26 protein-coding genes and 1 pseudogene are annotated in these 22,180 nt (G+C 63.5%); 11 read left to right on the top strand and 16 right to left on the bottom strand.

What is annotated here, in order from left to right; all coding sequences use genetic code 11:
• Positions 1 to 115, top strand: a 115-nt coding sequence (locus tag OC550_RS22850; RefSeq protein WP_262108038.1) for an integrase core domain-containing protein, incomplete at its 5' end; no start/stop codon positions are given.
• On the opposite strand, the gene OC550_RS22845 is transcribed toward OC550_RS22850, so the two are convergent.
• Positions 112 to 270 carry a hypothetical protein gene (locus tag OC550_RS22845; protein ID WP_262108037.1) on the bottom strand — a complete coding sequence of 53 codons (159 nt, stop codon included), beginning with the start codon at positions 268 to 270 and terminating at the stop codon, positions 112 to 114. The two genes, OC550_RS22850 and OC550_RS22845, sit on opposite strands and share 4 nt — an antisense overlap.
• 175 nt (positions 271 to 445) lie before the next feature.
• Here OC550_RS22845 and OC550_RS22840 point away from each other — a divergent pair, with 175 nt between their 5' ends.
• The 5 genes from OC550_RS22840 (at position 446) to OC550_RS22820 (ending at position 4,329) form a co-directional block, all read left to right on the top strand.
• On the top strand, positions 446 to 2,095 hold the full coding sequence (locus OC550_RS22840) for an N-6 DNA methylase (RefSeq protein ID WP_191864901.1): 1,650 nt from the start codon (positions 446 to 448) through the stop codon (positions 2,093 to 2,095).
• Positions 2,082 to 2,843: a hypothetical protein gene (locus OC550_RS22835; protein ID WP_262108036.1), complete on the top strand. Its 762-nt coding sequence runs from the start codon at positions 2,082 to 2,084 to the stop codon at positions 2,841 to 2,843. The genes OC550_RS22840 and OC550_RS22835 overlap by 14 nt, the downstream gene beginning before the upstream one ends.
• 68 nt (positions 2,844 to 2,911) lie before the next feature.
• Positions 2,912 to 3,202: a hypothetical protein gene (locus tag OC550_RS22830; RefSeq protein WP_126014481.1), complete on the top strand. Its 291-nt coding sequence runs from the start codon at positions 2,912 to 2,914 to the stop codon at positions 3,200 to 3,202.
• Positions 3,203 to 3,211: 9 nt separating this feature from the next.
• Complete coding sequence (locus OC550_RS22825) at positions 3,212 to 3,619, top strand: hypothetical protein (RefSeq protein ID WP_191864900.1); 408 nt, start codon at positions 3,212 to 3,214, stop codon at positions 3,617 to 3,619.
• 227 nt (positions 3,620 to 3,846) lie between these two features.
• Positions 3,847 to 4,329: a hypothetical protein gene (locus OC550_RS22820; RefSeq protein ID WP_126014485.1), complete on the top strand. Its 483-nt coding sequence runs from the start codon at positions 3,847 to 3,849 to the stop codon at positions 4,327 to 4,329.
• A gap of 113 nt (positions 4,330 to 4,442) precedes the next feature.
• Here the strand turns inward: OC550_RS22820 and OC550_RS22815 are convergent, their stop codons facing one another.
• The 3 genes from OC550_RS22815 to OC550_RS22805 are packed head-to-tail and all read right to left on the bottom strand — an operon-like array spanning position 4,443 to position 6,977.
• Positions 4,443 to 5,003, bottom strand: coding sequence for a toll/interleukin-1 receptor domain-containing protein (locus OC550_RS22815; RefSeq protein WP_076711807.1), 561 nt, complete (start codon positions 5,001 to 5,003; stop codon positions 4,443 to 4,445).
• Positions 5,004 to 5,017: 14 nt separating this feature from the next.
• Positions 5,018 to 5,500: a TIR domain-containing protein gene (locus OC550_RS22810; RefSeq protein ID WP_042491036.1), complete on the bottom strand. Its 483-nt coding sequence runs from the start codon at positions 5,498 to 5,500 to the stop codon at positions 5,018 to 5,020.
• Positions 5,501 to 5,534: 34 nt separating this feature from the next.
• Positions 5,535 to 6,977: an SIR2 family protein gene (locus OC550_RS22805; RefSeq protein ID WP_262108035.1), complete on the bottom strand. Its 1,443-nt coding sequence runs from the start codon at positions 6,975 to 6,977 to the stop codon at positions 5,535 to 5,537.
• Between the two features lie 245 nt (positions 6,978 to 7,222).
• On the opposite strand from OC550_RS22805, the gene OC550_RS22800 reads away from it, so the two are divergent.
• Entirely contained in the window at positions 7,223 to 7,402 is a 180-nt protein-coding gene (locus OC550_RS22800; RefSeq protein ID WP_191864899.1) for a hypothetical protein, read from the top strand.
• A gap of 50 nt (positions 7,403 to 7,452) precedes the next feature.
• On the opposite strand, the gene mobF is transcribed toward OC550_RS22800, so the two are convergent.
• Both mobF and OC550_RS22790 read right to left on the bottom strand, forming a co-directional pair.
• On the bottom strand, positions 7,453 to 10,815 hold the full coding sequence (gene mobF / locus OC550_RS22795; protein WP_191864898.1) for a MobF family relaxase: 3,363 nt from the start codon (positions 10,813 to 10,815) through the stop codon (positions 7,453 to 7,455).
• Positions 10,812 to 11,654 carry a hypothetical protein gene (locus OC550_RS22790; protein ID WP_191864897.1) on the bottom strand — a complete coding sequence of 281 codons (843 nt, stop codon included), beginning with the start codon at positions 11,652 to 11,654 and terminating at the stop codon, positions 10,812 to 10,814. Before OC550_RS22790 ends, mobF begins: the two co-directional genes overlap by 4 nt.
• Before the next feature lie 71 nt (positions 11,655 to 11,725).
• On the opposite strand from OC550_RS22790, the gene OC550_RS22785 reads away from it, so the two are divergent.
• Both OC550_RS22785 and OC550_RS22780 read left to right on the top strand, forming a co-directional pair.
• Complete coding sequence (locus tag OC550_RS22785; RefSeq protein ID WP_191864896.1) at positions 11,726 to 12,151, top strand: helix-turn-helix transcriptional regulator; 426 nt, start codon at positions 11,726 to 11,728, stop codon at positions 12,149 to 12,151.
• Between the two features lie 2 nt (positions 12,152 to 12,153).
• Positions 12,154 to 12,420, top strand: a complete 267-nt coding sequence (locus OC550_RS22780; RefSeq protein ID WP_191864895.1) for a hypothetical protein — start codon at positions 12,154 to 12,156, stop codon at positions 12,418 to 12,420.
• 451 nt (positions 12,421 to 12,871) lie between these two features.
• On the opposite strand, the gene OC550_RS22775 is transcribed toward OC550_RS22780, so the two are convergent.
• Both OC550_RS22775 and OC550_RS22770 read right to left on the bottom strand, forming a co-directional pair.
• Complete coding sequence (locus tag OC550_RS22775) at positions 12,872 to 13,465, bottom strand: hypothetical protein (RefSeq protein WP_262108033.1); 594 nt, start codon at positions 13,463 to 13,465, stop codon at positions 12,872 to 12,874.
• A complete protein-coding gene (locus OC550_RS22770) occupies positions 13,458 to 13,739 on the bottom strand; it encodes a hypothetical protein (protein WP_262108032.1) in 282 nt (93 codons plus the stop codon). Before OC550_RS22770 ends, OC550_RS22775 begins: the two co-directional genes overlap by 8 nt.
• A gap of 75 nt (positions 13,740 to 13,814) precedes the next feature.
• Between OC550_RS22770 and OC550_RS22765 the strand changes: the two genes are divergently transcribed.
• Complete coding sequence (locus OC550_RS22765) at positions 13,815 to 14,063, top strand: helix-turn-helix transcriptional regulator (protein WP_262108031.1); 249 nt, start codon at positions 13,815 to 13,817, stop codon at positions 14,061 to 14,063.
• Between the two features lie 651 nt (positions 14,064 to 14,714).
• On the opposite strand, the gene OC550_RS22760 is transcribed toward OC550_RS22765, so the two are convergent.
• Genes OC550_RS22760 through OC550_RS22750 form a run of 3 tightly spaced genes read right to left on the bottom strand, consistent with a single transcriptional unit; the run spans position 14,715 to position 16,658 of the window.
• A complete protein-coding gene (locus OC550_RS22760; protein WP_191864892.1) occupies positions 14,715 to 15,668 on the bottom strand; it encodes a replication initiator protein A in 954 nt (317 codons plus the stop codon).
• A 46-nt stretch (positions 15,669 to 15,714) separates the two neighbouring features.
• Positions 15,715 to 16,008 carry a ribbon-helix-helix domain-containing protein gene (locus OC550_RS22755; protein WP_312489514.1) on the bottom strand — a complete coding sequence of 98 codons (294 nt, stop codon included), beginning with the start codon at positions 16,006 to 16,008 and terminating at the stop codon, positions 15,715 to 15,717.
• Between the two features lie 2 nt (positions 16,009 to 16,010).
• Positions 16,011 to 16,658, bottom strand: a complete 648-nt coding sequence (locus OC550_RS22750) for a ParA family protein (protein ID WP_191864891.1) — start codon at positions 16,656 to 16,658, stop codon at positions 16,011 to 16,013.
• A gap of 172 nt (positions 16,659 to 16,830) precedes the next feature.
• On the opposite strand from OC550_RS22750, the gene OC550_RS22745 reads away from it, so the two are divergent.
• Complete coding sequence (locus OC550_RS22745) at positions 16,831 to 17,184, top strand: protealysin inhibitor emfourin (protein ID WP_262108029.1); 354 nt, start codon at positions 16,831 to 16,833, stop codon at positions 17,182 to 17,184.
• 144 nt (positions 17,185 to 17,328) lie between these two features.
• On the opposite strand, the gene OC550_RS22740 is transcribed toward OC550_RS22745, so the two are convergent.
• The 5 genes and pseudogenes from OC550_RS22740 to OC550_RS22720 all read right to left on the bottom strand — a co-directional run bounded on the left by OC550_RS22740 (position 17,329) and on the right by OC550_RS22720 (position 22,059).
• Positions 17,329 to 18,051, bottom strand: coding sequence for an SIMPL domain-containing protein (locus OC550_RS22740; RefSeq protein WP_042491065.1), 723 nt, complete (start codon positions 18,049 to 18,051; stop codon positions 17,329 to 17,331).
• A gap of 132 nt (positions 18,052 to 18,183) precedes the next feature.
• Complete coding sequence (locus tag OC550_RS22735; protein ID WP_052811625.1) at positions 18,184 to 18,582, bottom strand: hypothetical protein; 399 nt, start codon at positions 18,580 to 18,582, stop codon at positions 18,184 to 18,186.
• Between the two features lie 268 nt (positions 18,583 to 18,850).
• Positions 18,851 to 19,354: pseudogene (locus tag OC550_RS22730) on the bottom strand (IS21 family transposase); the annotation flags it as partial.
• 438 nt (positions 19,355 to 19,792) lie between these two features.
• Positions 19,793 to 20,893, bottom strand: coding sequence for an ABC transporter permease (locus OC550_RS22725; RefSeq protein ID WP_056433079.1), 1,101 nt, complete (start codon positions 20,891 to 20,893; stop codon positions 19,793 to 19,795).
• Positions 20,890 to 22,059 (bottom strand): ABC transporter permease, encoded by a 1,170-nt coding sequence (locus OC550_RS22720; protein WP_056433082.1) that lies wholly within the window; start codon positions 22,057 to 22,059, stop codon positions 20,890 to 20,892. The genes OC550_RS22725 and OC550_RS22720 overlap by 4 nt, the downstream gene beginning before the upstream one ends.
• Positions 22,060 to 22,180: the final 121 nt, after the last annotated feature.

Here is a 22,180-nt window from a genome sequence, read left to right as displayed (position 1 = left end):
GCAACTGCCCCGCTGGCTAACCCACTACAATGAGGTCCATCCGCACAAGGCGCTAGGCTACCGATCACCCCGCGAGTACATCACCCAAACCCGCGAGGCCTCGTCAGGCAATTAGGGGGCAACGACAGAAACCGAGCCTTCAGCCGTGTAGGTCGTATCGCCAAGCAGATAGTGGCCGATATCGCAGTCATTATCGACCTTGATATAGACGTACTCCTTTTCGGCGTCGCCGTGCCCGCTGATGTTGCTGATATGCACGTCCATTGCCATCGCACCCTCCTATAGGTCGCCCATGCCTCCCACAGCGCCTCGAGCTGATCGGCTGTCATCACGCATAGGTGGGGTATATTTGTTCACCACCATTGGAACGCAAGTAGAACGTATGCTAGCCGGCATATCTGATTACCGCGGCTAGGTGCCGACGTTACGAGGGGTTGAAGAAGGCATGGACACACCGGCGCTGCGGAAGGCCCGAGGGGCATTCTTCACCCCGCCGGCGCTCGCCCGCTTCATTGCCGATTGGGCGATCCGCACCGACACAGACACCGTGCTCGAACCGTCGTGCGGCGATGCCGCTTTCCTGCTGCCAGCGATCGAACGGCTGCGTAGCCTCGGCGCCTCGCCAAACCTAGCGGATCAGCTCCACGGCATCGAAATCCATGACGCTTCGGCTCAAGCCGCACTCGCGCAGCTCTCGAGGCACAAGGTCGAGGGAAGGGTCGCTGTCGGCGACTTCTTCGACCAAGCACCGCCAGCGGCGAAGTTCGATGCCGTGATCGGCAACCCTCCCTACGTTCGGTATCAGCAATTCACCGGCGACGCTCGAGCCAAAAGCCTCCAGGCGGCGCTCGCGCAGGGGGTGCGACTGACCGGCCTCGCCAGCTCTTGGGCGGCGTTCACCATCCACGCCTCCGACTTCCTGAACGAAGGTGGCCGGCTCGGCCTGGTGCTTCCGGCCGAATTGCTGACCGTCAATTATGCCGCACAGGTCCGCCGCTTCCTGCTGTCCCGCTTCGCCAAGGTACGCCTGGTCCTGTTCGAAGAGCTGGTGTTCCCGGACGTGCTCGAGGAGGTGGTACTGCTCCTTGCGGAAGGAACGGGCGGGGCTCCCAGCTTCGAAGTCTATCAGGCGCGCAATATCTCCGACCTCGAGCGCATCTGCGCCAATTCCTGGATCGGCTATGCGCCTTCCGGCGATCAGAAATGGACGCCAGCCCTCCTGCCGGCCGCGGCGCTCGACATATATGCACGCCTGACAGAAGGATCGAGCTTCGCGACGCTGCTCGACTGGGGCGAAACTTATCTGGGCGCGGTCACCGGCAACAACGACTTCTTCTCGCTCAGCCGCAGCGACATTGCTCGCCTCAAGCTGAAGGCCAGCGAGCTGCTGGCAATCTCACCGCCGGGGTCGAAGCACCTACGTGGCCTGACCTTCGGGCAGGCGGCGTGGGAAGAGCTGGCCAAGGAGGGCAAGCGCTGCTTCCTGTTCGCACCTGGTGCGAAGCCAAGCGCAGCGGCACGCGCCTATATCGCGCACGGCGAAGCCACCGGCGTCCATCACGCTTACAAATGCCGTGTCCGCTCGCCGTGGTGGCGGGTGCCGATAGTGGAACGGCCCGATCTGCTGTTCACCTACATGAACCATGATCGTCCACGTCTCATCACAAACGATGCCGACGCCCAGCTCCTCAACTCGCTATATGGCGTGAAGCTGAAGCCCACAGTGCGCGCGATCGGCCGCGAGCTGCTGCCGCTTGCCTGTCTCAACTCGGCGACGCTGTTGGGCGCCGAAGTCGTCGGTCGTGCCTACGGCGGCGGCATGCTGAAGCACGAACCCAAGGAGGCTGACCGGCTCCCAGTGCCATCATCGGCCACCCTCGAGGCCGTCGCCGACGAGCTGCGAGCAATCCGACCGCAGATCGGGCGAGCGTTGCGTAGTGCGAAGCCGCAGCGCGCGATCGATCTTGTCGATACCATCATCCTCGAGCGACACCTCGGCCTGAGCACCGTGGAAGTCGCTGGCCTCCGCGGTGCCCGCGATCTGCTGTTCCAGCGTCGTATCACCCGTAGCAGGAGCGAACGTGTCACCGATTGAGAAGGCGATCGACGCAGCGCTCCGATCGTTGCAGCCCAAACCCGACGACACTGCCTCTTCGGACACGAAGAAGGCATACAGCGAAGCCATGTCGGCCGCCGTCGCCAATACGATCGGTGCCGAGCTGCGACGCCGCGGTTGCAAGGAAGCCCGTCCGGCCGAACCGGGCGAGCTGGGTGGGTCAGGCGCCGAACGCCGGATGGCTGGCGGTATCGGCGCCAAGAAGGTCGACGTGACTTGGGCGACCGAAGAATCCGGCCTGCTGCTCGGCATATCGATCAAGACGATCAACTTCCGCGACAGCCGCACCCGCAATTTCCAGAAAAATCTCACCAACCGACGCGGCGACATGCTGATCGAGGCGGTGACCCTGCACCGGCGATTTCCTTACGCCGTCCTCGCCGGCCTGTTCTTCCTCGATGCCGGTGCCGAGCACGATCATGTGCGGGAGGGTGGTGCTACACCTCGCCGGCGCTCAACGTTCCTCAACGCTCACCAGCGCCTCAAGCTGTTTACCGGGCGACGCGATCCCTATGATCGGGACGAGCAGTTCGAACGCTTCTACCTCATCTTGGTCGAAGCCAATCCGAACGCCTCGAGCATCCGCGCATTCGCCGTGGGCGAGCCTGAAACGGAAATCCCGATCAATCAGCTCCTGGACGACCTGATGGCGCTGGTTGCCGAGCGGAACCCGGATTTCTACGAGTTCAATGACGTGTCCGGCGGGCTTCTCCGAGCAAGGAGCTGACCCCCAACTGCGCACCCCCTTGATTACGAATACGTACATACATACGTGTGGCTGAAGGAGGTAGCGATATGGCTTATATTGATCCGCGCATGGTTACGTCGCCCAAAGGGCGGGTCGAAAGGCTCGACGTGATCTTCGACGGTGGCGAGGGCGACTACGCCGTCGCCAACATGTTGTGGGATGGTCAACCGGCGACAGGCGTTCGCTGGAATGGCGGCGATCAGGGCGAAAAGTTTCAGGGGCTTGGCAATCCCCAGAGCCGTGGCATCCCCACTTGGTTCATCCTTCCCGATCCGATTGCGGAACTCCTCCGCGAAAATCCCGCGGCGCTTGTGCGCAACGATCCTGCGGCTCGGTAGGGTCGTTCAATGAGTGATGCTGAAGCCGATAAGCCGGCAGCGATTGTCGCGCTCGATCTTGGCCCTTTGCCGGTTGCCAAGATCAACGGCGTTCTTGGCTCGAGCCTGATTGCAGCGGGCGCCCATTTCTCGGTTCGCGCACAGAGCCATTCTCAGATGCGGCATCCCGATGATTTTGAGCTGTGCCGCCAGTACGTAGGGCAGATCGTCGCAAATCCCGACTATATCGGGCAAGCACCTGGTCAGAATGACGGGTTTGAGCTGATCGGCGAAATTCCGCAGGAACAGGCGATCATCCTTGTGGCGATCAAGCTAAGGTTGGACAAGGCGGGGCGCTATATCGTCGCCAGCACCTATCCGATCGACCGGAACAAGCTGGAGCGTCGACTGCGAAAGGGCTTCATCCAGCCAGCCTAGAAACTAGAAAGCCCCGCACGGGCGGGGCTTTCAGAAGCTATCGGCGGGGCGCCAAATTCCCGCATCCCTTCGGCTTTCGCCTACTTTGCCACTTACGTGGCGTGTGAGGAGGCCGTTCTCACCTCGGTAGCTTTCGAGCTTCCTAGCTAGGAATAAGTTGAAAGACCGTCAACACCCCCCGTACATACATACGTAGCAGATAAATGTAGCGCCGCAGCCTGGCTAACATGAGCCGATCGGCGATCATCCGTGAGGTTGTAATGATGCCCCCCACAGATGCCGAGGTCGAGCAAGCTGCTCGCGATTTCCGAGCGGCTATCGATGCCGCCGGACCCGAACCGTGGGCGCTGAAGCATATCACATACCCAAGGGGAGCCTGCGGACATGCCGCGGAGCTGCTTGGCCGCTACCTGATCGAGCGGCTGGGGATCACCGCCGATTACGTCAATCAGGATGCGTCGGACGATATCGGCGGCTGGCGTCACTCCCATGCGTGGCTCGAGTGGAACGGGCTGACGATCGACATCTCCGGCGACCAGTTTGGCTGGGCGCCGGTCATCGTGACGCGAGAACCCCAGCATCACGGCAAGGGCGAACCGAACACCCGACACCCTGTATGTCTCGAGCATCAGCGGGATTGGTGGTGGAGTGAATGCGGCCCCCTCTGGGCCGCCATCCGTCCTCACCTGCCAGCCCGGGAAGAAAGGTAGACCTTTCTACCTCCGATAATGGCAGCCCGTGTGCCGCCATGGCGAAGAAGGCCGACTCTACCCGCCTCCCGATGCCGCCCTCGCCATTACCGAAAAGCTCAAGGGATGATCGATCAGGCGGCAACGCTCCACGCTCTGAAGCTACTATCCGCGCCCTTGACCCTGATATCATCGCGCCTGCGTGTAGCCACGCCGATCGAAGCCATGTCGACCGTATCATAGAGATTGAGATATTCCTGGCTCGTATAGGATCGATCCGCAGCGGTGACGGGGAAAATGAAAACGCGCCGGGACGGATGGGTGAAGGCATCGAAATAGCCCAATTCCCACGGACACCACTTGGACTTGGTGGCATTCGCCGAATGCAGATAGAGCAGCGTCCGGCACTGTCGCATCCGCCCTCTGATCTTCTCGGCGGTCGCCCGCGTTACGGCGGTACGGTCTAGCAGCGGATCGTCGATCCAGTCGACATAGACGGACAACCCCTTTTCCTCGAGCAGTTGCTTCGCTCCAAGGACAAGTTCCTGATCCATGAAAGAATGCGACAGGAATACATCGAAGGAAGATTGGTATGTGTCACGCGATTCGCGCAACAAAATGCCCGCAGACTTGAACGTAGCTGCTTTCGCACGAGCAGCGGCAGCCCGGACCTCAGATTCGGTAACGTAGGACATGATCGATCTCGCCTTTAACGACCGGCGCGCTGGGCAGCGGCTTCAACCCACGACGAAAAGTTCTTTCTGCCGTCACCCTGCAACCAGGAATAAGTAGGGTAAGTCACTCTGGTCCCGAACCGATCGGTAAGCGCAAGCTTTGCGATCGGATCGGCCCCGGCCGGATCAACGGTCCCGTTACTATCCTTCATACCAGCTAAGTGCACACCAAGGATGCCGCGTCCCTCGCGGTGGGCCTTGCGGATCTCATACTCCACCCACGGCCTCGTATGCGTATCGCGACCGATCAGTACCGCTACCACGCTACTGCCGTTCATCTGCGTATCGATCCAGTTCTGGATCGCCTGCGGGCCCTTGCGCATGATTTCTTCCCACGACGCATGATCGACAATGGTGTTGGAATCACGGCTTCCCGGCAACATCCAGGCATTGCGGACCTGCGACACGCGCCATGCATCTCGCGCGAAGTGAAAGCTGAAGAATACCCGCCTCGCCAATGCCGTTCTCCCAGATGTTCATCACAAACGATTTTCAGCGTGCGATCCGCTTAATGATTTTCAAAACCGCATCAGCGAGTTGATCTGGCGTTGCCGAGGCGTCTGACAATATGCGCAACTCATCGTCCGTGGGGCGCCGGGCATTACTGCCAGTCGACGGAAGGGCTGACGTCAGCAACTCATTGGCGATAACCGAGGCAGCGCCTCCGGTGGCTCCGACAGGCAATAGAAATGCACCTCTACCATCGGCGAGGGCGCGCTCTTCGAACACACCGGTGGCAGACACCAGTCCGCCGGACTCGATCTTCGCACCGCCAACGAAAACCACGATACCCGCCAAGCGCGCCAACTCACCACGCAGCTCTGCCCAATGCTGACGATCCGGCTCAGCGTCACCGACCGGTTGCGGAAAGGGACGAACAACCAACCGCCGATCAAAGTCCCACTCACCGCGCCCCTGCATGGTTTCGAGGAACCCTGACAGCGAAGCTGATCCGACCAAAAGCCCAGCCCCGGATAGCATGAAAAGATCTGTCGATCCGATCCTACGCCCGATCGCGCGCGCTACATCGTGAACGAACCCCGCGCTAGAATCACTGGCATCGAGCGGCCAGCTACCCGACACCCATATCCGACGACGTGCCACACGCCGTTCGAGTTCATCCATCAATTCATCAATTTCAGCGAACGCATCGATCTCGACGACGACAAGACCATAGCGTCGCAAGTCGCGCACCCAATAGTCATGCCGCTTCAACCGGGCGGCGTGGGCATCATCAGACCTAAAATCCGCCCGCTGTGGCCGCCGTGCGATCATGAAGTGTCGGGGTGGGGTCGTTGGAAAATGCTCACGCAGCAAGGCAAGCACGTGGCGGACGTTCGGGTCCGTCAGGCTCATGCCCACGAACAGGAAGGTCATTCCTGTCAGATGAGCGTGCAGCAGACCCAAAAATGCACCGCGCCGCTGCCGGTACAGTTCGTAATCCTCGGTGGAAATTACCAGATCATCAACTGCATCGATGGTCCCGTGCATCTTGTAAATGCGGACCGCTCCCGCGCGGCGCTTGCGCAGTGCCAACTGCTCCTGGTTGGCCCGAACATCAACCGGGCGCCCAAGCTCGCCGAACGCACGCTCGATCAGCCGGTCGTAATTCGTCGTCCACACCTCGCGGATCGGCAGCCTTGCCAGCGACAGCAACGCCGAGGGGATGGCATGATCCGGCTCGATCTGCTCCCGTATGGCATTTAGCACGGTCGTGCGGTTCGAATGATCCGCACCGATCGCCCATTGAGCAACTGCCGTAAGATCGTCGACGTCCTCGATTTCGAGGCCGAGATCACCAGCAATTTCCTGCAGCAACCCCTTCCACGAGGGATACCCCGCGGCCATGGAAGTGCCGGCACCGACAAGAACCGAAGCACCATCCTCAGCAAGCGCTGAGGTGTACTCTCTCAAAAATACATCGCGATCGCTCAAACGGCACCGGCGAAGATTATCAGCATCATTCGTTCACATTACGTTCTTCCGAGGAACGTTTCAAGTCGTGCGGTCTGCCATCGACCATGACCAGCCGCGACGCGCAATGCGTATCGATCCAATCGGTGATCTCGCCGGCCTCACCGCTGCTGTGTCATTCGAGATAGCTGCCTTCATCACCACCGCCTGATTGGGTGTTTGACGCAGCACAGCCCTAGCATGCAGCTCCTGCCGAGTGATATGACATGGCCATGCGCACGGTCCCCTTTCCCCGCACACCCGCCGAGGCCCGTGAATGCCTTGCGCTTGCAGCCGAAGGCGCGATCGCAGTTGAACGCGACGGATCGCCCATGATCGCCATCGTGCCGGTCGACGAGTATGAGCGCCTCGTCGCACTCGACAGGGCGGAAGCTGCGGAAGACTGAGTGAAGCCCGGCAAACGGGACACGCGCGAAACACAACTTTCTACCTCAGCTCACATCTCCATTTCCCGGTCCCGTTCGCGACCACCTCCGCCCATGCCGGGACCGTCGAGGCGTAGCTGGCGCTCGGGGATGCGGGCGTCGAGCGCCTTCTCCAGCGCCGGCTGCCGCGCCATGCGGTCCTCGAGCCGCTCGAGGCGGCGCTCGGCCCGGTCTTCGATCTGCGGCGTTTCGCCCGCGCCCCGGTCGCCCGACGCCGATCGCCAGTCGGCCACGAACCGGTCGGCATAGGCACGAGGATCGGCACGCGCCTGCCCCTCCTCCGCCCAGACCTGCCGCAACTCTCCCGGAGCAATCTGCTCCAGACCCCGTACCGGGTCGGCGCTGCGGTCCAGCACGATCCGCAGATCCTCGGCCGCGTAGGGCCGGACCCGGTCGAGCGCTGCCGAGGCTGCGTCCAGCTCGCGCACCTGGGACAACGACAGCTCCCGCCCGTCCTCGCGCATCCGCTCGGCCGCCAGGAACAGCTGGGCGTAACGATCCAGCGCCCGGTCGAGCGGTGAGCACGCGTCCGGCAACCGGATGGCGTCGGTTATGTGGTCACGCTCGACCACATCGAGCGCCGAAGTTTTGTCGCCGGTGTTACGGGTGACGTGTCGTTCGACCTTCCGACCGTCGTCGACCACCAGCGCCACCTTGTCGGCCACGCGGGTGAGTGCGACCAGGAACGACCGTTCGGTCAGCAGCTTGCGCTCCGATGAGCGCATCGCCACGATGCCATGCTCGGTGGTCACCCCCTGCGCGACATGGACATTGATCGCGTAGGCGAGGTCCAGTCGCTCGGCCATGCGATCGCCGGACGCGATCTCGTGCACGGTGCCGTCGATCAGCGAGGACACGACCACCCTTCCGCGGCCCACCTCCTCGACCCGCGCCATCGCACCGTTATCGAGCCCGCGGGCCCGGTCGTTGTCGCTCCAACGGATACGGTCGCCGACGTGCAGCTCCACCTGCTTCGATGCAAAGATCGACACGGCATCGCGGTCGAGGTTCCTGGCCAACCGGCCGGGCCGGAACAGCTTCTCGGTCCCGTCGGCCATGCCGAGCCGCACCCGGTCGCCCTCGACGCCGGTCACGACACCACGGTCGCCCCGAACCAGGCCCTGGCTCGGCAGGTTGGTGCGGACCTCGACCACATGGCCGGGCCGGTAGGCGCGCATCAGTCGCGCGCCCTCCTTGGTGGCGTTGACCCGGTCAAGAACAGTGAACGAGGTGCCCGTGGCGGCAATCTCGCCGCTCGCCTTCAGCTCGGCCTGCACCGCCTGATTGGCCTCGCTGCGCATCGCGCGGCCGGCGGTGAGCAGGAGGGTGGCGTCGCGCTGGTCTTGCGGCAGCGTTGCCCAGTGCGCCGCAGCCGTCGTCGCCACCGCGTTCCCCGGCACCTCGGTCGTGGCGGGCTTAAGTATCTCGAACGTACCTGACACGTCGCCGCGGTCGAGCGCGGCGGTGACCGCCTTCATCTGATCGGACCGGGAACGCAGGTTCTCGGTGATATGGGCCGTGGCGACGCCGGCGCGCTGGCTCGCCTCGAACGGCTTGCCGGCCGCGATCGCGGTCAGCTGACGGGTATCGCCGGTCTGCACGACGCGCGCGACGTCCGTCATGTTGGCAAGCCGCACGATCCGCTCCATGTCGCGCGTACCGAGCTGTCCGGCCTCCTCGACCATGACGATCGCACCCGACATCTCCGCCTTCACGCGCGCGACCTGTTCGGGTCGGGCCGTGCCGTCGATCACGCGGGCATGACGCGCCAGGAAGCGAGCGACCGTGCTCACGTCGGCGCCGGTGTCGCGCCCGAACTCGCTCGCCTTCACGCTGGCGATGGCGAGCCCGATCACCGCCCGTCCTTCTGCCGTCGCTACTGCCGTCACCGGCGCCATCGCGGTCGACTTGCCGCGTCCCGACCCGCCCTGCACGTTCACCACCCGGTCGGACGAGGACAGCATCAGCACGGCCGCGGCTTCCTGTCCCGCATTGAGGCGATGCAGCCCCAGCTCGCGTGCCGCCTCCTGCACCCGGATCGCGGCATCGACCGACGGAACGATCGGAGCGGACTGCCCCCTCCCCGCCTCGACGGTGGCAAGGTACGCCTGCTCGAGCCGCACCGACCCTTGCGTCGTCACCATCCGATCACCGTCGCCGAGCAACAGGCCTTTCTCCTGCAGCAGCGCCAGTCGGGCCTCGACATCGGCGACCGTCACCGGCCCGCCACGCGACAGGCTCTCGCGGATCAGCTCGAGCCGGTCGAACGCCGCCTCCCGCTCGCCCAAGTCGCGTACCGCCGACGCGACCGCCTGCGCCGCGGCATAGGCGCGCGGCTCCAGTCGTCCCAGTCGCTCAGGGACCAGCGGATCGCCGTCGCGCGGGGTCAGCCCCATGCGGCCGGCGATGGCAAGACCGCGCTCCCCCATTCCGCGCACGCCCCGCACCGTGCGCGTCCACACGTCATGCCCTCGCCCCGCCTCCGCCAGCGCGCCCTTCACCAACGCCGCCGGGTCCAGCCCCTTCTCCGCGGCCAACCGCCGCCACCCTTCCGCGCGCTGTTCCGGGGCGAGATCGAGCGATTTGGGGTCGCGGGTCGCCAGCGCCGCATATTCGCGCGTCTGCGGGGTGTTCTCCAGCCCACGTGCCTTGATGTACGCGTCAATTTCAGCCGAGCGGCCGGAAAATGCTTCCACCACATCGCGCGACACGCCGGCGATCTCGAAGGCGCCGTTGCGACCATCGTGCCGGGGAATGGTGGCGAAGCCGAGCGTCTCGACACGGCTGCGGAGCGCAGACAGGAACACCGCATCCATGACGTGCTGGCGCTCGTACAACTGGTCCGCGTGCAGCGCCCGCCACTTGCCGTCGGCGGTGCGGGTCGCGTTGGCGATGACGTTGTGGACGTGTAGCTGCGGCTCGCCGCTGCGGTTCACGTCGTGAAGGAAGGTCGCGGCCACGAACCGCCCGGTCGTCTCGGGCGCCTGTCCCCTGCCGTTCCAGACCCGCCCTTCCGCGATGTTGCGCTCCGTCCAGGCAAGGGTCGCAGCAGCAGCCTCCCGCACCGCGGTCACCAACCGAGCGTCACCGCCTACCAGCGCCAGGATCGACACCGACTTGGGCACGGACATGGTAACGTCCCATCCCGCCCGGTGCTCACCCCGTTTGGCGTCCAGCACGACGCCGTTGGGGAGTTCGCCGGCGAGCACCTTCTCGAACTGCTCCGCGTCGACCGGCCCGGACAGGCCCAGCTCGGCCGCCCCCTCGCCTGCCCAGGCGCTGGCGCCTTCGGCCTGATCGGCGGTGTAATAATTGTCCCGGGCGTAATAGGCGGCTGCGTCGGAGGCCGAACCGACCGCAGCAACCGAGATCATTGTCGGCCCTGCGACGTGCCGGGCCTCGCCCGCACCACAACCTTGCCTGCCTTGCCCTCGAACTGCGTCCGGCAGCTGTCGGTCGCGAGCCGGTAGTTCACCAGCGCGCAAACCGCCTGATCCCCCCCGCCCAACAGATAGTTGGCCGAGCGGACGGCGAACCACGACGGCGGCAGCGCCATCGCGGCGAAGAAATAGCTGCCGACGCAGAGCAACCAGACGACCGACAGCGCCACACCCACCTTGCGACCCGACCAGTCCCTGTCCCAGACGGTGTAGCTGACCTTTGTCCGGGGCTGCTGCTCGAGGCTCCTGATGGCGGCGGTGTTCTCCCGTAACGCCTCGGTGTGGTCGCGCTGCCGTTCGTCGATGGCATCCAGACGGGGATGCCTGTCGATCCGTTCGGCAAGCAACCGCATCTCCGCCCTGATCGGATTGAAGCTGGCGGTGATGCGCTCCGGCATGCCCTTGATGAACTCGGTCCGGGCTCGCGTCAGCGCCAGCTGATCCTCGCGCTCCAGCCTGTGCATGTCGCTCTCGTGCGCCGCCCAGCTTTGGGCGATGCGGTCGATCTCCATGACCGCCTTGTCCAGCCTGGCGCCGAAGGCGACGACGTCACCGGGCCCCAGTTGCTCGGGCCGGTCGAATACGGCCCGCCCCTCCCGCCACGCATCAAGACATTCACGAACGAACGATTTGGCCAGGGTCGCACGCTCGACACCACGCTCGGCCGCGCACCGGGTGAGGTCCGCATCGTCGTCGTCCCCAAGCCGTACATTGACCTGACCGCCCATGAAATCTCTGCCCTTGTCCGGCGTAATGCTGGTCGCCGGCACCATACCCGTGCCATGATAGCAAAGTGGCACGATTGCGCCATAGCAGGCAGGATAATGCAATAAGTCATGACGACGTGAGCGGTGCATCCACCATCGGTGAGCGGATCAAGGCGGTACGGCTCAGGACCGGGTTGGGACAGGACGCGTTCGCGAAGGCGCTGGGCTATTCCAAGCGCGCACTGGTCAGCTGGGAGCTGGGCGGGGCCGAGCCGCCTGTCGCCCTATTGGCGAAGCTCCGGCGCGATTACGATGTCGATCCCGAATGGGTGATCCTGGGCGAGGACACCGTGCCCCGGAGCTATTTCGGGCCGGTCGACTGGGACCGGCTCGATCGCCTGCGCGACGACGTGGACGCCGTCTGCAGGGACGTCGGGCTGAAGCTGCCCGACGAACGCAGCCAGGCGCTCGCGCGCGTGCTATACGACGGAGGCGCGGACGCGGGCGCCGCCAACCGCAAGCAGCTGCGCGGTACGCTGCTCGCCTTGTCGCTGGGGGACTGAAGATGGGCAGATCCAGAGATGAACAGCTGGCGGCCTGGACGGCCGAGACGCGGCGGGTCGGGTTCGAGCGACGCAACTGGCCGGTCGTGCGCCGACTGGCGGCGCTGTGCACAGGCCTGCTGCTGGCAGGTCTGGCGGCCCGTCTGCTGGGCTATGCCCCTGCCCTCGCGGCTGCCTGCTGGGTCGCCGCAGCTGTCACCGGCGCGGTCATGCTGATCTGGTTCTTCGACCCGCGCCGCTTCCGCGCACGGCCGTCCGGCACGTCCTGACCGCACGGAAACAAGCGCGCGCAGCCGGGTTCGCATCGGCCGGTGCTGACCCATCAGTCTTGTCCATGACGCCCCTCGGGAGATGGGCCGTGCCTCCGAACGGGTCGCTTGCTTGCGACCCTCATGTCGCTGCGCAGCCCGGTAAATCACGGCCTTCGTAGCGCTGTAGCGCCCTTGTAGCACGTCACGAGGCAGCTTTCGCGGAACCCGCAGCACAGCCGATATCCTGCTACAGCAATGATAAACCAAGGCTTTACGCTCGAAACACGGCCGCTATCCATAGCGTGGTGTGTGCTCCTTCCCTGCACGATCCGGATGCCGCCGTATCGATGTCGTGATGCTCCGGCATTCATTCCGGCTTCCGGCGGGGCACCCGGGCCGGCGTGTCAGCCGGCCAGCAAGCGAACTGTCATTCTACCCGGACCGTCTTCTCGACGGTGCGGCAACCGGTTCAGGATGAGCCGCAGGACATATCGCCTGTCACTGGCGCTGCCGCCGCCAGTATCTTCCTGGCGGCACGACGCTCGCGTGCCCGGGCGCGTTGATCTTCGCCGATCCGGGGATCGCTGCCTTCCGGCTCCGAACCCGGGGCAGGATCCGGTTCCTCCATCACCCGGATACCCTCGGCGAGTCGTGCCGCGTCCTTGCGCCGGGCGTACTCCTGCTGGACCGCGCTGGTCATGTCGGATCTCAGAAGGACGTAATCGGGTTCGTACCGATGCTGGCGCATCAGCTCGGCGAGCGCGTAAACGGCCAGGTCGTCACCGACCGCGGCACGAACCGCGCACAGCCAGCGCGGCGAGGCGTAACGGTGCCGCAGCGTCCAGATCCCTCGCGCCATCTCGGTTGCGAACAGGGCTACCCAGATGACGAGCATGCCCCGTCCGGCGACGACCGGTCTGGCGCCGATCGCCTTGGCGATACCGATCGTCATGATCAGCATCGGCAGGAAGGATATGGCGCTGATCGCATAAGGGACGACGTTCAGCTGGCTCACTTCCCATCGCGCGATCAGCCGGTCAGCCACCGGGACGCGTTCAGTCACGCCAGGGATCATGGCTGCTCGCCGACCAGCTGTCGTGATGCTGGAAATGGTCATGAGCACCGCTGTCCCAGCGATCGTGACGCTGCCAGTCGGACTCGTAATCGTGCGACCGGATAGAACCATAGGGATTGCCGGCGACGTCGGGAGTCCCCGTTCCCGCGATCGTCGGCAATCCGGTCGCCGGATTGATGTCCATGACGTCGCTGCCGATCCCCGGGCGGGCCGGGAGTGTCCAGTCTTCGAACCAGGTGGCGATGCGCTCGAACAGTCTCATGTCAGCACTCCCGATCGGAAGCCTGGACTATATACGCTTTCCGTATATTGCTCAAGCCGGTCTAGATGCTTCGGTGTGCCCGCTTCCCCTGTCCCATCTGATCTGCACGCCCGCATCGTCGCTGCGCTGACCGTGGCACGGCGGGACGCCAGGCTTCGTCAGGTTGACCTCGCGAAGCGGCTCGGATGGCAGCAGGCCTATGTATCGCGTTACGAAACCGGTGAGCGCCAGTTGAGCGTGGATGAATATGTCGCGGTCGCCTCGGCGATCGGGGTCGATCCGGTGGCTTTGCTCGGCGAGCTTCTGTCTCAAAACTGCTCGTAATCACAGCTCAGGACCGCTCATTGAGGCGATACCCAGGCGCATCTGCCAACGATAACGCCCACCCGGTCGACGTTGCGAACATCTGCTACAATACCGAACGCGAGTTCGATGGCCTCTACGATCCGGCGCGATTGCACACACCGGCTAAACCGACGATCGGTTCGGGGTATCTCCCTACCCTGCCCTTTCAACGAGCGTGACGCTGACATGTACACACCGCCGGATCGGCTTGGCTTCTTTCGGAAGCCTGCGGCCGTCAGGCCGCTTCTGTGACGGCGATAGCCGGCACGCAACGAAGGCTCATTGCCCCAAGGGGCAATTCCGCATTCCCTTTCCTTCCTTTTTAGCCGGGTCTTGGGGTTAAGTGATTCTGTTAAATAGGAATCGTTAAGAAGGTTAAGTGTCGAAAAGCGGCCAAAAAACCGTGTCTTCGTAATATCTTGAGAGGCTGTCCGGTGTGTGATCCCACGTGATTCGGTGTGTGATCCCACGATAGTGCGGTGTGTGATCCCACGACGCCCGGGTGTGTGATCCCACGATGATCGCTTGCCTCTTTGCGGGTAGATTATTGCTCGATCCGCACTCTCAACGCCTGCTGCCCGCCTCCACCTCTGATACGGATGGGCCTTGCGGTGTGTGATACCACGATAGTCAGCGTTCTCCGGCGAGCTTGTCCATCAGGGCGTCCACCTCGGCGGCGCGGCGGCGATCGGCATCGAATCGGTTCCGCCGCTCTTGCTCGGCTTCCAACTTGGCAGTCAGTGCCAGCGCCTCCGCTTCACCCCGAAGTCGAAACAGCACGGCAGGACTGCCATCGGCTGTTGCAGCCATCTGCATCGCATAGTCAGGGAGCTGGTCAGCCTCCACCACCTTGCGGAGCATCCGGTTGAACTCTTTGGGTTTGCTGTCGCTACCGGTCTTGTCGCGCAGCACCTCGACGCGACACGTCCACCCGCCCTTCTGGTTGCCGGCGTGCTTGCGCGCGATACGATACAGGGCGCGTTCCAGCCCCCCGGTCAGCAGGAAATAATCTTGGTGCATGGTGAGCAGCGACCGCTCCCCCATAATCCCCTCATACACCCAATCCGACAGCGTAATGGTCATCCCACGCGGTTGGTCGGTGTCTGGGTCCACCTCCAGCGTCCATTTGTCGAGCCAGTTGAAACCGGCCTTGGTCCGCCGCTTGGGCGCGCGGATCGAGGTCGATATGGAGGTCGTCTGAAGCCGCTGGAGTGCGGCCTGCAACTCCTGATAGGCCCGGCCGCTGGTGTCGCGCTTGATCGCCCGCAACAGGTCATAGGACGTTGTTTTAAGTGTCCGGGGAAGGTCGTTGACCCCCTGCTCCCGCATTCGGTTGAGTGTGGACGCCGCCCATATCAGGATATCGGCGTCCCAGATCGTCGCCATGCCGTAGGCAGGGATCGCCTCGATCTTCACCCATGTCTCGCCGTTCGGGCTGCTATATTCGATCGGCTTCACCCGCTTGCGCTTCTGGAGCGAGAAGAACGGCCGCTCCATCGTCTCCCGCTGATCCTTCAGCGGGAGGTCGCCCATCAACGGGATGAATAGATCAAACTCGGGGTTGGGATTCTGACGCTTGGTCATGTCGCTTCAATCCTGCCGTCCTGCACAATTGCAGATGTGCACATTATCACGCACGGCCGAACTGCTTGTCGGCATCATACTTGGCGACCAGTTCGCTGATCGCCTCGGCAAGGAGATCCTGGTGACTGCGCCGGGTCCGCGCTGCCAATACGCGAAACGCCTCCGCCGTAGGATCGGCCGGATCGAAATATGCGCCGAGGTGATACTTTCCCGGTCGCTTGCCACTCGACCGTGCTGCACTCGATGGCGAGGTCGACGGAGCCGACTTATGGTCCGGCTCTGGGTTGCGAGGGGAGGGGGACGCTACTGCCGGCCCCAACAGGGAAGTCCGTTTCGCCATAATCAAGCCTTCACATTTGCAGGTGTGCAATTCATCACATCATCAAATATGTGCTTCTGCAAGGCTGCAATCTCAAAGGCAGCCTTGCCCTTCGGCTCATGCTCGATGACGCCCAAGCCGTAAGGCCATGCCGCTCGGTAGGCGCTGCGCTCCCGCAATACGGCACGCGCCACCCGCAAGCCTGTCGCCTCGGCAAGCGTTCTGGCATCGTCCAGCAACGTGGTTGCCGTAGGGGGGGCGGCGTTCAGCACGACCACGCCCGTTCGCCCCGTGCTGGTGATAAGCTGTGCCGTGCGCTTAATTGCATCGAGATCGATCAATGACGGACGGCAGGGGATAACGACCAGATCGGCACGCTGCGCCGCTGCGGCGGCTTCCGCGCCCGCCGCTGGCGGTGTGTCGATGATAGTAAGTGCAAAGCCGTTGGCCTCAGCCGCATCAATCGCTTGGTCGAGGCGTCTTGCACTGATTGGCTCGACGTGCGGCAGCTCGGCCGTTCGTCGCTCGCTCCAAGCGGTCGCGCTCTCCTGCGGGTCGAGATCAAAGAGAGCCGTCTTGATCCCGACCGCTTCAGCAGCGACCGCCAAATTCACCGCGAGCGTCGTTTTGCCAACCCCACCCTTTTGAGCTGCAAGCGTGATAATATGCACGTGTGCACACCTTCAATAATTCAGATATGATGTTATGCAGAACGGCAAGGTCGCACAAGTGCTATGGTGAGGCGCTCTGCTCCTAAAGCATGGCAACGCATGGGCATGCGCTGGATAAACCTGTACGATGCGCCGCTGCCACCGAGGCCCGGAGCATAGTTGGAGTGATCTGATGCAGAAGGGCAAGGCCTTGGACGAGACGATAAAAGGTGAGATCCGCTTGTGCATCGAGGGCGGTCTTGCCCATTTCCCCGGACTGGCGAAGGAGCAGACGGTCTCGTTTGACGATCTCACCACCCCGGAAAGTCAGGAGATCGCCAGTCTCGCCGATCAGGCGGACTTCTTCAGCTGCACGCCTGCAAACGACAGCGCGGGGCCGGATGCGCGCACCTATACGGTTGGGCTGACCATCGCCGGCCGCAGTCGCGAACTCCGCGTCACCGAACCGATCCGCGACCCAACGCTCGCGAAGCTTGTGTCGGTCGTACGTCGCCTGAGCAAGCAACACCCGAGCCAGGGCTCTTAGCCAACTCATTCGCCGTCTTCGACCCGGCCGGCGGGCGGCGCGTTGTCACGATCGAAATTCCCGCAAAGGATGGTGAAGAGAGAATGTAGTCGGCTTCTCAAAACCTATGTCTAAGGGTGCTGGTGATATCCGAACGACTGTTGGTCACTTCGGCGCGAGCGCGAAATCGACCCGCGCCGCGACCACGCCGTTGTTCGTGCCGGCCATGACGGGCGGGGCGGCGCTCTGCATCGCGACCACGGGCGGCGGTGCTACGGGCATCGCCGTCATATCGCCGGCCTGCGGTAATTCGCCGCCAGTGCCGCCATCCCGGATCGAAAGCACCCGCACGATATGCAGCCCGGCCGCGGCGGCATATGCGTCCGCTTTCGCGCGTGCGGTTTTGTAGGCATTTCCGTAGCCGGTGAGGTTCGCCTTTTCCGGATCGGCGACCGAAAGGTCGGGGCCGGACACGATGTTGGCACCGGCGTCAGTGACGGCGGCGATCGCCGCGCCTACTTTGCCGGTGTCGCGCATCCGAACGGTGACGCTGTTGGCGACCTCGTACTGTCCCTTGTTCGCGCCCCAAGTGATGCGGTTCACCGACAGATTGCGAGTTTGGATATCCCGTTGGGCGACGCCTAACTTTGCCAGTGCCTGCGTGATCGCGGTCATGGTGCGAGCGTTCCGTTCGGACGCGCCGCGGGCATCCGCGGCGATGCTCGACAAGCCGGCGGTGAACAGCGCCTGGTCAGGCGTCGCCTCGGTGCGGCCGGTGCCCGTCACCGACAACAGCGTCTCGCCCGGCTGAAGGCCGATCGGATCGGGGGTGGCGTTGCAAGCGCCGAGACCAGCGCATAGCGGCGCGACCCAGATCAGACTCCTCATCCGCGTTCTTCCTTCTCGTTCTCTACCTGGAAGACACGTCTATCGATACGGTCGAGGTTTTCCCATTGGGATGCTAATTTTGGGACAACGAAAGGTCAGCCCAGGATAGGTGTTCCTATAACTACGCCATCCTCAAGCTGAAGCTTTTGCCACTGCCGCTCTCGCGCATAGTGGTACAAGGCAGAGTAGAGCCGCCAGCATCCAGAAAGCGGCCGTTAGGCCGGTATGCCCCGCGACGAAACCGATCGCAGCCGGACCTGCCAGGATGCCGGCGTAGCCAACCGTCGTAATCGAGGCGACGGCAAGCTCAGGCGGCATCGCGTTCTGTGCGCCAGCCTGGCGAAACAATACCGGCACCGTGTTCGATGCACCAAGTCCGATCAACATCAGACCCAACATGGCGACCACGGCAACCGGTGCGAGCAGCATGATCCCGTAGCCCATGAGCGCCAGCAAGCCGCCCCAAAACATGGTCTGACGATCACCAATTCGAGCCACCACCCGATCGCCGGTGAGCCGCCCTGCGGTCATCGCAATAGCGAAGACACTATATCCAAGGCCCGCTTGATCGGGTGCCAGCAATCCCTTGCCGGCAAGGAGCAGCGCACCCCAGTCGAGATAGCCCCCTCCGTCAGGAAGGTAATCGCGGCGAGTAGCGCCAGGAGAACCACAATACCGCGCGGCACGACGAAAAGCGGCGCTTGTTCGGCACGCGGCGTAACGATGAACCGTGATGCGGCAACTGCCAGTGCGGCAAGCATCAGTGCGGTCGCAACGAGTGTTCCGGCGAGCGCGCTTAGGCGCGCAGATACATCGTCCGCGACGCGCACAGCTGGACATGCGCGACCTTCACGCGCATCGGCTTGCCCGAGATCTCGACGTCCTCGTGGCTCCAGTCGAACTGGTAAGCCTCGCCCGGCCGGAATAGCAGCGGGATGAACGCCGGCGCATTCATTACGTCGCGACGCCGCGCCTGCCGCCAGCGCGCCGCATAACGGCGCACCGCATCATACGAGCCGTCGAACCCCTCGCGTAGCAGCAGGTCGTGGATACGGGTGAGGCGCAGCTTCTCCCGCCGCGGCCGTGCCTCATCTTCCTCCAGCAACGCGTCCAGTCGCGATTGAAACGGCCCCAGCTTAGGCAGCGGCTGTACCTCCCGCCGATACCCCATGTCCGCCTCCGGCGCCCGGATCGCCTTACGCACCACCTTGCGCGACAGGTGCAGGTCCCGCGCTATCGCCTTGATGGCCTTCCCAGACGCGTGCTCGCGCCGGATCCTCAACACCGTCTCCAATACCAGCATCCCGATCTCGCCGCCTGACACACCGCCAAGCGAGCAGCCTAGACCACCGGGATGAGGGGTCCTTTTTCGACGCCGATCACCCCGCTGCCGGGGTCCTTTTTCCACGCCGATCCACACCCGAAATTTCGCTCGAAATGCGGTTGCCCATCACCGGCCACCGCTCTTTGCCCAGCCGCAGACTACCGACTGGCAGGTGAACGGACGACCGCTTTCGGGAGCGCTATTACCGCGATTGAACCACCGAAATTGGGTCGTTATAGCCTGGATCGCCGGTGAATATCTCAGCCTTGATGGTGTCACATTTTGAGCAGTGCGCCTCTCCCGAGGCATGAGGCTCGTGACGCCAGCGTGTCACGAACGCTGCATCATGCGCTCAACGATCCTAGACTGTTTGGTTGATAAAAAAAGCACGTGCAATCTCGTGTGCGGCGATGTTGGCTAACTTGGCCGAACAAAGCGGGCATATGCGATCCAGCCGTAGAAAACGGTGAGCCCGAAGAGGTTCACCACTTCGCCTGATAATTGCCGAAGGCTTCCACCCATCTGGTTGACCCCCACCATCAGATGTATCCCCGGGGTCGTGGGAAGCATCCGTGACGCTGCGACGAGCCATCCCGGCGTTGCCTCCGAGGGCCATGACAAGCCGGAGAGGAAGAAGATTGGCAGGGATGTCACGATCCAGAGCTGGATCGGCCGCTCGCGAGTCTTGAAGAAGCTGGCAAGCGCCATTGCCCCGGCGACGGTTGCCGCGACGAACGCGATTGCTGCGACGATGAGGGTGAGAGGGGCCGCCTGAGCACGTGGGTAGTCCTGAAACCAGAAAACGAAGCCAGTGTAGTAGGCCACGTCGAGGAGACCAATTGATACGAATGCCAGTGCGATGCCGAAGAACTCCCTGCGAGTGAAGCGTCGGCGGCCCTGCCGTTCCCTCATCGTCCCGGCAAGCAGAGCGAGACCCATCAGCAGCGTCTGATGAATGATCAGGAACGCGACGCCCGGAACGACCGTGCTTCCATAGCCTTCGCGCGTGTTGAAGAGCGGTCGTTGCACGAGCGACAAGGCCGGTGGCGCCGTCGCGCCGGCGGCCATCGCCTGATCCATCCCTGCCTCGCGACCGACCGCCGAAATGGCAGCGGCGATGCTGCCGAGCGAGGTGCTGCTACGAAGAAGATAGGCACCATTGCCATACAGCGCGATCGTGCCTTGGCCACCACGCAGGATGTTCCGCTCGTAGCCGTCCGGGATGACGATCACCGCGTCCGCGTGGCGAGATTGCACCCATCCGTAAGCCTCTCGAGGAGACGATAGGGAGGCGATGAGCTCGGCCTGCTGAAGGGCCGGGAGCTTCATCAGGAGCGAGCGGCTCGAACCGGTATGGTCGAGATCGACAACGACGATGGGCAGTCGCCTCGGCACCTCGCCGGAATAAGCGGCCGGGTAGAAGAACGAATAGATGATGGCCGATCCGATCAGCAGCAGGAGCGCGGATCGGTCCGAGAGGATGGCACGGAACGTGCCGAGGAAGGCGTTGCGTATCACCGGCGGCCCCAGGTTTCCGGCTGCTTCGCCGCGGCAAGGTAGCGCGGCAGTCCGACGGCAAGACCGACGATCACGAATGGTAGCATGACGATGATCTGTCGCAGTGACACTGATGCCGCCGAACCCATGATCCACTGCTCCGAAAGCAGCTTGGCAAAGGAAGAATAAGGAAGCAGCGCGCTCCATACCCGAGCAAAGCCGGAGGCGGACTCGACCGGGAATACCGCCCCGGCGAACGCGAAGGAGGCTCCCGCGTAGAGGCCAGCCGCCGAAAGCGCGCTGCTCATCGTTAGAGTAAGACCGACGAATAGAAGCCCGACACCGACATATGCCATGTACATCACCGCATAGCCGGCGCCGATCAGCAGCGGGCTGCCAGCGATCGGCCAGCCTCGCAGACCAGCCAGATAGGCGATCGCTGCGATCCCCCAGCCCATGAAGATGAGGACGTAGAGCAGCAATTTGCCGCAAACGGCCCAGGCCGCCTCGCGTCGCGAGCAGTCTGCAAGCCAGTCCCCGATCGTTCCGTCGCGAAGCTCCCGCCCGAGCGCGCCGGTGATCGCCACCATGAAGATCAGATGCAGCAATGCGGGATGAAGCAGCGCCACCAGCTGAATTTCGTAGCTGCCCTGCGGATTGAAGAGAACGGTCGAGCGTACCGCGATGGGTGGCCTGCGAACCCTCCCAGGCCCCAGCACGGCCGCGCTCTGCTGCGACGCAAGCGAGCTGGCATAGCCTTGCACGACGCTGCCGACTTCGCGGATGACGGACCCGGCCGGTGTCGAGTAGCTGGCATTGTAGAGCGCAATGACCTGAGCCGTGCCGCCGCGGAGTACCTCTCTGCTTGTGTCCCGATCGATGAGGACAATTGCATAGGCCTGTCGGGCGCGCACGGCGTTTTCCGCCATCGACAGGTCGGGTGCTATTTCGAGAACGGCCAAGCCGGGCGCCGCATCGAGACGGCGGGTCAACTCGCGGGCGATGCCGCCGCCGTCGCGATCGACCACCACGATTGGGAGGTCGCGCATGGCCCCGGCCGACATCTGGATGGCGACCGTGGCGAGAAGGATCAACGGGATCCATGTCACGAGCGACAGGTCCCAGAAGCTCTTTCGCAGGAAGCCGGCCTCCCGCCGAAAGCCGCCGACCAGCGCGGGCGGGATCATTGCGGCCAGTCGAACAGGACCGTCATACCGGGACGCAGCCCGTCGATGGGACGGGATGGCAGGGCGCGGACCTCGAAGCTCTTGACGTCGAACCCGCTGGACTGGCGGGTCGCGCGCCCCG

This window comes from Arthrobacter sp. Marseille-P9274 (genome assembly GCF_946892675.1).
Classification (GTDB): Bacteria; Actinomycetota; Actinomycetes; order Actinomycetales; family Micrococcaceae; genus Crystallibacter.
Note: the sequence above shows the minus strand (reverse complement) of the source record. Positions and strands in the feature narration are given on the sequence as shown.

Coding starts and splice junctions, on each gene's coding strand:
- OC550_RS22740 (WP_042491065.1), bottom strand. CDS start 18,051: ATGAGGAGTCTGATCTGGGTCGCGCCGCTATGCGCTGGTCTCGGCGCT.
- OC550_RS22760 (WP_191864892.1), bottom strand. CDS start 15,668: ATGACCAAGCGTCAGAATCCCAACCCCGAGTTTGATCTATTCATCCCG.
- OC550_RS22800 (WP_191864899.1), top strand. CDS start 7,223: ATGGCCATGCGCACGGTCCCCTTTCCCCGCACACCCGCCGAGGCCCGT.
- OC550_RS22735 (WP_052811625.1), bottom strand. CDS start 18,582: ATGACCGCAGGGCGGCTCACCGGCGATCGGGTGGTGGCTCGAATTGGT.
- OC550_RS22830 (WP_126014481.1), top strand. CDS start 2,912: ATGGCTTATATTGATCCGCGCATGGTTACGTCGCCCAAAGGGCGGGTC.
- OC550_RS22820 (WP_126014485.1), top strand. CDS start 3,847: ATGAGCCGATCGGCGATCATCCGTGAGGTTGTAATGATGCCCCCCACA.
- OC550_RS22720 (WP_056433082.1), bottom strand. CDS start 22,059: ATGATCCCGCCCGCGCTGGTCGGCGGCTTTCGGCGGGAGGCCGGCTTC.
- mobF (WP_191864898.1), bottom strand. CDS start 10,815: ATGATCTCGGTTGCTGCGGTCGGTTCGGCCTCCGACGCAGCCGCCTAT.
- OC550_RS22745 (WP_262108029.1), top strand. CDS start 16,831: ATGCAGAAGGGCAAGGCCTTGGACGAGACGATAAAAGGTGAGATCCGC.
- OC550_RS22770 (WP_262108032.1), bottom strand. CDS start 13,739: ATGAGACTGTTCGAGCGCATCGCCACCTGGTTCGAAGACTGGACACTC.
- OC550_RS22790 (WP_191864897.1), bottom strand. CDS start 11,654: ATGGTGCCGGCGACCAGCATTACGCCGGACAAGGGCAGAGATTTCATG.
- OC550_RS22780 (WP_191864895.1), top strand. CDS start 12,154: ATGGGCAGATCCAGAGATGAACAGCTGGCGGCCTGGACGGCCGAGACG.
- OC550_RS22840 (WP_191864901.1), top strand. CDS start 446: ATGGACACACCGGCGCTGCGGAAGGCCCGAGGGGCATTCTTCACCCCG.
- OC550_RS22815 (WP_076711807.1), bottom strand. CDS start 5,003: ATGTCCTACGTTACCGAATCTGAGGTCCGGGCTGCCGCTGCTCGTGCG.
- OC550_RS22825 (WP_191864900.1), top strand. CDS start 3,212: ATGAGTGATGCTGAAGCCGATAAGCCGGCAGCGATTGTCGCGCTCGAT.
- OC550_RS22755 (WP_312489514.1), bottom strand. CDS start 16,008: ATGGCGAAACGGACTTCCCTGTTGGGGCCGGCAGTAGCGTCCCCCTCC.
- OC550_RS22845 (WP_262108037.1), bottom strand. CDS start 270: ATGGCAATGGACGTGCATATCAGCAACATCAGCGGGCACGGCGACGCC.